This window comes from Mesorhizobium sp. M0195 (assembly GCF_040322115.1).
GTDB lineage: Bacteria > Pseudomonadota > Alphaproteobacteria > Rhizobiales > Rhizobiaceae > Mesorhizobium.
In genome coordinates, this window is record NZ_JAMYSV010000052.1 from 1 (window position 1) to 7,989 (window position 7,989).

Genomic DNA, 7,989 nt, shown 5'->3' on the forward strand with positions numbered 1-7,989 from the left:
TCTCCAAAAGCCAGGTCAGCCGGCTGTGCGAAGAGATCGACGGCAAGGTCAAAGCGTTCCTTGAAAGACCCATCGAGGGCGACTGACCATACGTGTGGACCCATGGTGCGCGTGAAGGCGCGAGAGGTGAACATGGTTTGGCGATCATCGCTCAAGCTTGGTGATCTCTACCGCTCGCCAACTACTAACGTTTAGTGTGGATTTCCTGCGTTACCAGGAGTCACTTTGCTGAAGTACCTATGAACACCGGCTACCGTAGTGCAGGGCATACAGATGGAAGCGAGATCGTCTTTGTTATTCGACTATATAATTGTAGGTGGCGGCTCCTCCGGATGCGTCATGGCGAACAGGCTATCGGCCAGTGGAAGTCGCGTCCTGCTCATTGAGGCCGGTCCTGACTTTTCCCCAGATGCCATCCCAGATGATATCCTCGATGGCGACCCTACGAGGGCTTACTACAATCCTCGTTATCAGTGGCCGTCACTCAACGCGACCATGGTGCAGGATCTAAGCAGGCGTACACGCTATGAGCAAGCCCGGGTAATGGGCGGGGGCTCTAGCATCAATGCTCAAGTAGCTAATCGGGGAGGCCCTGCGGACTATGACGAATGGGCGTCTAGCGGTGCGACGGGCTGGGATTGGGAAGGTGTCTTGCCATACCTCCGCCGACTTGAGTGCGATCTTGATTTTAGCAATGAATTTCATGGCAACGACGGTCCGCTGCCAATTAGACGCGTGTCCAAAGCAGAATGGTCTGGCTTTATTCGTGCTGTATCGATGGCTTATGAAGACAGAGGTATACCGTTCCGACCAGACTTTAACGGCGAATTTGGCGATGGTCACTCAGTTGTTCCATTGACGAACCGCAACCGTCGTCGCGTCTCAGCTGCGATGGCTTATTTGTCGGAGACCATCCGAGCTCGGCCCAACCTTACAATCTTGTCTGAGACGACGGTCACACGGTTAACCTGTGCAGGCCGTCACATAACTGGTGTGAAGACCGAAAGTAAGACCGGCCGGCACTCCTATCGCGCGTCAACGGTTGTCCTATGTGCCGGGGCCATTCATTCGCCGGCCTTGCTGATGCGATCCGGGATCGGCCCAGCTGAGCAGCTGTTAAAACTCGGCATTCCAGTTGTCGCAGATATAAACGGCGTCGGAAAAAATCTGCAAGAGCACCCGGGGGTGGCTATCTCAGCATATTTGAGGCCGGACGATCGTATGGCGCCTAACGCGACCGGCTATATTCAGATGCATGCTCGTTACTCGTCAGGTTACGAGGGCTGCCCTTCAACCGACATGGCTATCTCGGCCCTCGCCAAGTCTGCGTGGCATCCGGTCGGCAAGCGCCTTGGCACCTTGGCTTTCTGGGTCAACCGCGCCTACTCGACAGGAACGGTTTCGCTCAAGAATTCTTCTCATGCTACTGAGCCGGGGGTGAATTTCAATATGTTGAGCGACAAACGCGATGCTGAGCGATTGAAGGAGGCGTTTCGGTTAGTAGCACAGCTGCTTGAGCACAAGGCGCTGGTGGCGGTCGCGCTTGACCCATTTCCTTCTACTTGGACTGGGCGAGCAAAGCGGATCAGCAAATACAATCGCCTAAATTTCGGGCTCACCTACATTGTCGCCACACTTATGGATAGTTCCTCGTGGTTGCGTCGAAGGCTAATAAGATATACGATCACCGATGGTCATAGTATATCAGACCTCCTCGATAGCGAAGAGTTTCTTGACCGCTTTGTACGCCAGAATGTCTTTGGAAACTTCCATCCGACTTCAACTTGCCGGATGGGAGCCGCTCTGGATCCGACTAGTGTTACGGATCCATCCGGGCGCGTTCACCGAGTATCGGGCTTAAGAGTCGCCGATGCGTCGGTGATGCCATTCTGCCCTAGAGCAAATACGAATATCCCAACAATTATGGTCGCCGAAAAGATATCTGACGCGATACTGAATGAACGCAGTGGGTGTCGTAGCGTATAGGGTGGAGTATGGCGGGATGTACGAGGACCGAGCGGTCCCCGCGACGAGTTCCACCTCCCGGCCACCGCCCAGAACCTTTCGAAATCGCCAAACTCACTAGCCTTAGCCTAGCGAACCAGGCGCCATGGACACCTGGCGATTATTGAAGCAATGCTGGTTCGCAGCAGACTCTTTCTACGATATCAGAGCGTTGCCTACGCCAGGTATTCAAGCGTTGCCAAGATTGCTTTTGTTGCAGCTTCAGGAAGCATAGCAAAATTGGCTTCCTGGTCGAAATGCTCCCCAAGCGGTGGCTTCGTGTATACGCCCATGGGGCAGACGTGTGTCTCAGGCTGGCCAAAGGTCATGCAGCACTCTTGGAGTGGCGGCCTTGGCCTCTTCTATCTCTGCTGCAGATAAACGGTCGGCCAATTGACCTAGGACCGAGCGGGCAACCTCTTCCGGATCCACCGCCGGGTCGCAGTGGACGCTGCCGTGGATCCGGTCGAGAAACGAATTGCGGTTTCTGGCTATCGCGCGGCGGCCGGGATGCCAACCCTCGTAGTAAAAGCCGCGCAGTAAGGCTGGCAGCTGCGCGCCCATGTACACAGCCTCGTCGCGGTCCAGACAGTCGCGCAGGGCATGCAGCGTCGCAATCAGGGCTTGGAAAACCCGCTCGCGATCATGCCAGCGAAGTCTCCACGCCAGATCGCTGATCCAATTCAGCGTTGCTTGCAATGCATAGTTTAGATCACGGCTCACGTACATAAGCATTCTCCTGTCCTTAAAGGTTTTGTCAGGATCAGATTAGTCGCCATTAAGTGTCGAAATGCGTTTTGTCGGCCTTGAGGCAGACCAACCTGGTCAGGAGGGCCTAGCGCTGCAAGGAAAACGGCGGATGGACGTGGCTGAGAGATGATGCCGTTGGTGCCGATGTCCCTGGCGGTCGCGGACTAAATTCCAAAGACAAAACCTAACCCCGGAATTCGCTCGGATCTGCGAACTACGACCGCAGGGTCCGCGAATACGCTCATTTGTGCGGGGCCCGTCGCGGCCTGGAGAAGTACTCCTCGTTCCATCCCGGATTGGTCGCTTCGCTTCCCAAATCCGGATTCATCGCCTCAGCGCAGCGATGGCGCGGTAGACTCGCCTGAAAAGCACCGCTGGATCTGGTGCGGCCACAACTCAAATAATATGACAGCATCAGCGCGCTTTATGCCGAGGCGCATAGCCGTTGCGCAATGTGGGCGACGGTGGACGGCGGGACGGTCTAGATTGTAGGAGTGTTCTTCCGCCGTACCACACCGAGGGGGCGCCGGGTCGTTGCCATAGTTTGCGCGCGCTTGAGAAAACCGAACACTTACTGCAAGTCTCGTGCGCGTCCGGCGCCATGCCCTGTTTCGACTGACTCGAAGTTGCGCAGCATCATTTCCGCAACACTGAAGGTGTGCCGCCCTTGCGGCGAAGTCAGGCGAGCGTCGATATCGGGATAGATAAAGAAGGGAAGCGAAATTCGGTCACTCAGTCCACTGTGGGCGACCTGATGCGGCGTACTCTTGAAGCGGTCGTCGCTCAAGGCCTGAAGCATGTCGCCCAAATTGACAACGAGACTGTCGGGCAGGCTCGGCACTGGCATCCAACGCTCGCGGAACCACACTTGCAAGGACCGGGTGGGGAGTTCCTCCTGCAGCAACAGCGTGAAGAAGCCACCGTCGGTGTGCTTGGCACACGTGCCGCCGCGAGCTGGATACCGGATCACGCGTTGCAAGAGTGTCGGCGGGCTGAAATGGCTTCGGAACCAGCCCTGTTCCATACCGATCAGGTCGGCAAGCGCGGTTCCAAGCAGCGGGACAACTCCGCTGAGCACGGTAGCCTGCAAAGCAAGCAGGCTTCGGGCGAAACCAGGAGCCAAGGCCTCATCCGGAAAGCGCGTGATTCCAGCAAACGGACGCCGGTCGCCTTCGTTCTCAATTCCGAGATCGAACAATTCCTTTGGATCGCGGCCGGCCTCGGGATGGAGTATTTCGCCGTGCAACGGACTGTATCCACGGGCGATAGTAGGATACATGCCTTGAGAGGCGTGACCATAGCGTTCCTTGATCGCCTCTGGCAACGCGAAAAACCGCCGGGAAGCCTCGATGGTTTGTGCGATCTGTTCCTTCGGGATGCCGTGCTCGACAAGGTAGAAGAATCCGTACTCCTCGCAGGCCATTTGCAAGCGCCGTTGCTCTTCACGTTGCGTTGCATCGGCTGCCAGTTTCGCCAGTGAAATTTGTGGTAGCGTGGTCATATTCGCTTCTCCGTTGGTGCTTTGGCCCTTGTGGGGCGCTGGAAAGCTTAGAAGTCGGCGTCCTTGTCCGCGGTGTATCTCGGCTGGATATAGTTTCACCATGCACGAATATATCTATCGAATTGCCGGCAATGGCAATACGGGATAAATTAATAATATGTAGAGCTATTGTTACATCTCGTTCGTCGCTGTTAAATCTTTTGCAGGAAAAATTTACCATTGGTACACAGAATGTAATGCTAGTCTAAAAGAGTTTTATATAAATGATCTACGAAGGCCTGCTTAACATACTCCGAAAATCGGCCGGAACTCGTTCGAATTGCCGCCGACCGCGCAAATTGAAGTGAAAAACGGGACCGTATGGTTAGAGTTTTGTGCGCGCGCCTTTGCAGGAAGACGAACCCGCCACACCCCGTCGATGAGCCCCTGATTACCTCTTCCCTAGGCATTGCGGCCGGCGCGCTCGGAAAGGCGACGATCCCGGAGCGGATCTCCTGCGCGGGGGGCGCACACGCCTTCGGTCGTTTGCGCCGGCAATGTCGTCACGCTCGTCGAGGCGATCCCCAGTCTCAAGAGGGTGATCGCGGGATAACTTGCCTGCTCAGCGCCAGGGATATCCCTGCACTGTTGGCATCCTCCAGCACCATCGGGGTCTGCCTCGAATGTGATGACCATCCCATCCTCGGAGGATGAGGCGTGCCGCAGAGCCCGCAGGTCCTCGGATTTGCCTCAGGCCTAAATTAATCGCATATGCCTTACCTTGACAGGCCGATGTGAGGTCTCTGGGTTTCAACTTCTTTGTCGCGCCGAATTAAACGATGCGGTCGCAAAAACACTTTCAACATCACTGTTGATTATTGATCGAACGCTACGGTGATTGAAGAATACAGACTTTGTTTCCTCTATGTTGCACTCGCATGATGATGGCGAAACATAACTTTAAGTTGAAATAACCTCGCCAACCGCAATGAGATGGTAGAGCTGAGGCGATGCAGAGCTGCCCAGGACGGCGCGCAGAGCCGAAGCCTTACAACCCCGGCAGTTTTGCGCGCCAGTGACACCCTCCTGTGCAAATGGCTGTGGAGCAGAGACGATGGAACACCGGCGGATTAGCGGCATCGAGGAGATACCTACCCTTTCTCCAAGAGAACAGGAGTGCATCCTATGGACGGCGAAAGGGAAGTCGTCGTGGGAAATAGGGCAGATTATAGGTATATCTGTAAACACAGTTAACTTCCACATAAAAAATGTTATGAGAAAGATGGATACTGTCAGTAGAACAACTGCGGCAATAAAAGCGCTTCAATCTGGAATTATCGAATTGTAAAAGATCGGTCCGAAAATCTCTCACAAAGAAATGTCATGCCTAAGCCACGATCCTTCTGTTACGGAGAAAGGTACGTACTCTTGCGATTCGGCGATTTTAACATCGGTTTTGCCAGGAGTTTTCTTGAACCTGCATCTGTCGGAGCGGTGGGAGCACTAATCTTCGGTCCATTTCGGAAACGGTCCAAGTCGAGCCGCGGTGCACTGCATACTGACGCAGGTAAATGCCCGATCGATGTAGGAAGAAGTATACGTCCGCTAGATCACCTGTCGCGTTGCTTCTGCCTTGCTTAACATCACCTCGCGATGCGTGTTCGGCTCGGCACCGGGAACGGTGGAGCGCCGGGTAGCGCGGACAGGTAATTGGTAAATCGTGTCGTAGACCGGCAGCACCTGAAACGCCAAGGGCTTCATGATAGTGTCGGTCTGAAACAGTCCGAGGGCGGCTGTGACTAAAGGGGCCTCCCCCTCGCGTTCGACCGATGTGACACCTGTCGGCGGGAGCCGGTCGGTCGTTACGACGTCCAACTTCAGGTCCACCAGAGAACAAGATCCGGGCGAGCAAACCCGAAAAAGCTGTTCAGCACCAGGCGACGCTTTCCGTTGCCCGATTGACCGGTGACCCCGTGAACGAAACCGCCATCGATCAGGCCGATATCCCCCGCCCTGAGCTGGAAGTCGCGACAAGGAACGCCCTCGAGATAGGCTGCCGAATAGGGATAGCCCGTAGTCTCCACACCTTGCGACTTTCGGTCCGTGACTGTCGGCTTGTGGCTCCAGAGCCGCAGATTGCCACCTTCCTCGGGCATGCTGGGATAGAAGTTGAGTGCTGCGACGGTGTTGTGCGCCACCGCAGAAAGCTCGTAATCGTTCCCAGCACATAACACTTGAGCGACGTCGTCGTGGGGGTCCAAGGAGAACGTGCCGCTGCCAGACCAACTGAGAGCGCGACAAACATTAGCCTGACCGTGCTCCGAACGGGCCAGCCGCAATTCAATGCCCTGTTTGCGAAGGTCGCGCTTCAACGCGTCGAACAATGCTCGGACCGGATCAACCAGATTCTCAAAAAGCGCGTCGACGTACGGTCGCGCAGTTTCCGCCTCTGCGAAATAGGTGGCTGCATCCTTCCTGTAGTGGGATGCGCCGACATATTGTCCGGGAACGCCATCCTTACGCTCCTTGAGACCGGGACTGCCACTGAAGTTCGCGGTGATCTCCTCGGCTATTTCGGTGCTGAAAGCTTGCCTGATGTGCAGAGCGGTGATCTCACCTTTCAGGACTGAGATGATGTCCGCAGTGCTGATCGAGCCGGTTCGTTCTCTGATCGCAACAGGCGAGGTGGCTGGGGCTTGGGATACTTGATTAGTCTTCATTGGCTTGCTCCTTTAGTGCGTGATCAAGGATGGCGATGCCATGATCGAGTTCGTCATCGGTGATGGTTATCGGCGGGAGGACTTTGATGACGTCGCGATTTGGTCCTGAAGATTCGATCAGCAGGCCATTTTCGAACGCGACATCGTGCACACGGCCGACAAAGGCCTGCGAACGGCACTTGAGGCCGGCCATCAGACCGCGGCCGCGCTTTTGTTCGATGCACTTGGGAAATTTCGCAACAAGGCTGTCCAGGTGTCTTTGCAGTTTGGCAGCTGTCCGCTCAACGCCTTTAGTAAACTGTCCGTCGGACCACATTTTGCACATCGCTCCTGCAGTCACGAAGGCGAGATTGTTGCCTCTGAAAGTCCCGCTATGTTCTCCGGGTTTCCATATGTCTATTTCGGGGCGAATGAGAACAATCGAGAACGGACTACCTGAACCGCTTAGGGACTTCGACAGGCACACGATGTCGGGTTCGATTTTCGCGAACTCGAACGAGAAGAAATCGCCCGTTCGTCCCGAACCTGCCTGAATGTCGTCGACGATCAAAACCACGCCGTGCTTACGGCAAATCCGCTGAATTTCCGTTAGCCAAGCTGCGGATGCGGCGTTCATGCCGCCTTCTGCCTGGATGGTCTCCAGGATGATTGCGGCGGGCTTTTCTATGCCGCTCCCTGGGTCGCCCAATACGAAGTCTATGTAGCCCGCGGAATCGAACTCTTGGTTCGGATAGCCGTCATAGGGGACACGAATCACATCATGGCGAGCAACGCCGCCCAACTCTCTGGTCGACGCCGAACCCGACACCGCCAGAGAGCCGAGCGACATGCCGTGGAACGCATTCGTGAAGGCCATGATGCTCGAGCGGCCGGTATATTTTCGCGCCAGGGCCAGTGCCGCTTCGTTAGCGTTTGTGCCGGTCGGCCCAGGAAACTGTATTTTGTAGGAAAGGCCTCTAGGCTTCAGAAGCGAATCCACAAACACTTCAATGAATTCACGCTTTGCCACCGTATACATGTCGAGCGATAGAAGAA

At 55.5% G+C, this 7,989-nt stretch carries 7 protein-coding genes; 2 read left to right on the top strand and 5 right to left on the bottom strand.

The window, feature by feature from the left end; all coding sequences use genetic code 11:
• Positions 1-291: 291 nt before the first annotated feature.
• Positions 292-1,986 carry a GMC family oxidoreductase gene (locus tag NKJ12_RS31590; RefSeq protein WP_502905764.1) on the top strand — a complete coding sequence of 565 codons (1,695 nt, stop codon included), beginning with the start codon at positions 292-294 and terminating at the stop codon, positions 1,984-1,986.
• A gap of 327 nt (positions 1,987-2,313) precedes the next feature.
• On the opposite strand, the gene NKJ12_RS31595 is transcribed toward NKJ12_RS31590, so the two are convergent.
• Positions 2,314-2,733 (bottom strand): DUF2267 domain-containing protein, encoded by a 420-nt coding sequence (locus tag NKJ12_RS31595; RefSeq protein WP_352707617.1) that lies wholly within the window; start codon positions 2,731-2,733, stop codon positions 2,314-2,316.
• Positions 2,734-3,325: 592 nt separating this feature from the next.
• The gene (locus tag NKJ12_RS31600) at positions 3,326-4,255 is read right to left on the bottom strand and encodes a 2-oxoglutarate and iron-dependent oxygenase domain-containing protein (RefSeq protein WP_352707618.1); all 930 of its coding nucleotides are present in this window, start codon (positions 4,253-4,255) and stop codon (positions 3,326-3,328) included.
• A gap of 1,093 nt (positions 4,256-5,348) precedes the next feature.
• Here NKJ12_RS31600 and NKJ12_RS31605 point away from each other — a divergent pair.
• A complete protein-coding gene (locus NKJ12_RS31605; protein ID WP_502905763.1) occupies positions 5,349-5,582 on the top strand; it encodes a helix-turn-helix transcriptional regulator in 234 nt (77 codons plus the stop codon).
• 257 nt (positions 5,583-5,839) lie between these two features.
• Here NKJ12_RS31605 and NKJ12_RS31610 read toward each other — a convergent pair whose 3' ends face one another.
• The 3 genes from NKJ12_RS31610 to NKJ12_RS31620 form a co-directional block, all read right to left on the bottom strand.
• Entirely contained in the window at positions 5,840-6,109 is a 270-nt protein-coding gene (locus tag NKJ12_RS31610) for a hypothetical protein (protein ID WP_352707620.1), read from the bottom strand.
• A 2-nt stretch (positions 6,110-6,111) separates the two neighbouring features.
• Positions 6,112-6,954 carry a 2OG-Fe(II)-dependent halogenase WelO5 family protein gene (locus NKJ12_RS31615; RefSeq protein ID WP_352707622.1) on the bottom strand — a complete coding sequence of 281 codons (843 nt, stop codon included), beginning with the start codon at positions 6,952-6,954 and terminating at the stop codon, positions 6,112-6,114.
• Positions 6,944-7,989 (bottom strand): diaminobutyrate--2-oxoglutarate transaminase (locus NKJ12_RS31620; RefSeq protein ID WP_352707624.1); only part of this gene is annotated, 1,046 nt, incomplete at its 5' end. The genes NKJ12_RS31620 and NKJ12_RS31615, both read right to left, overlap by 11 nt.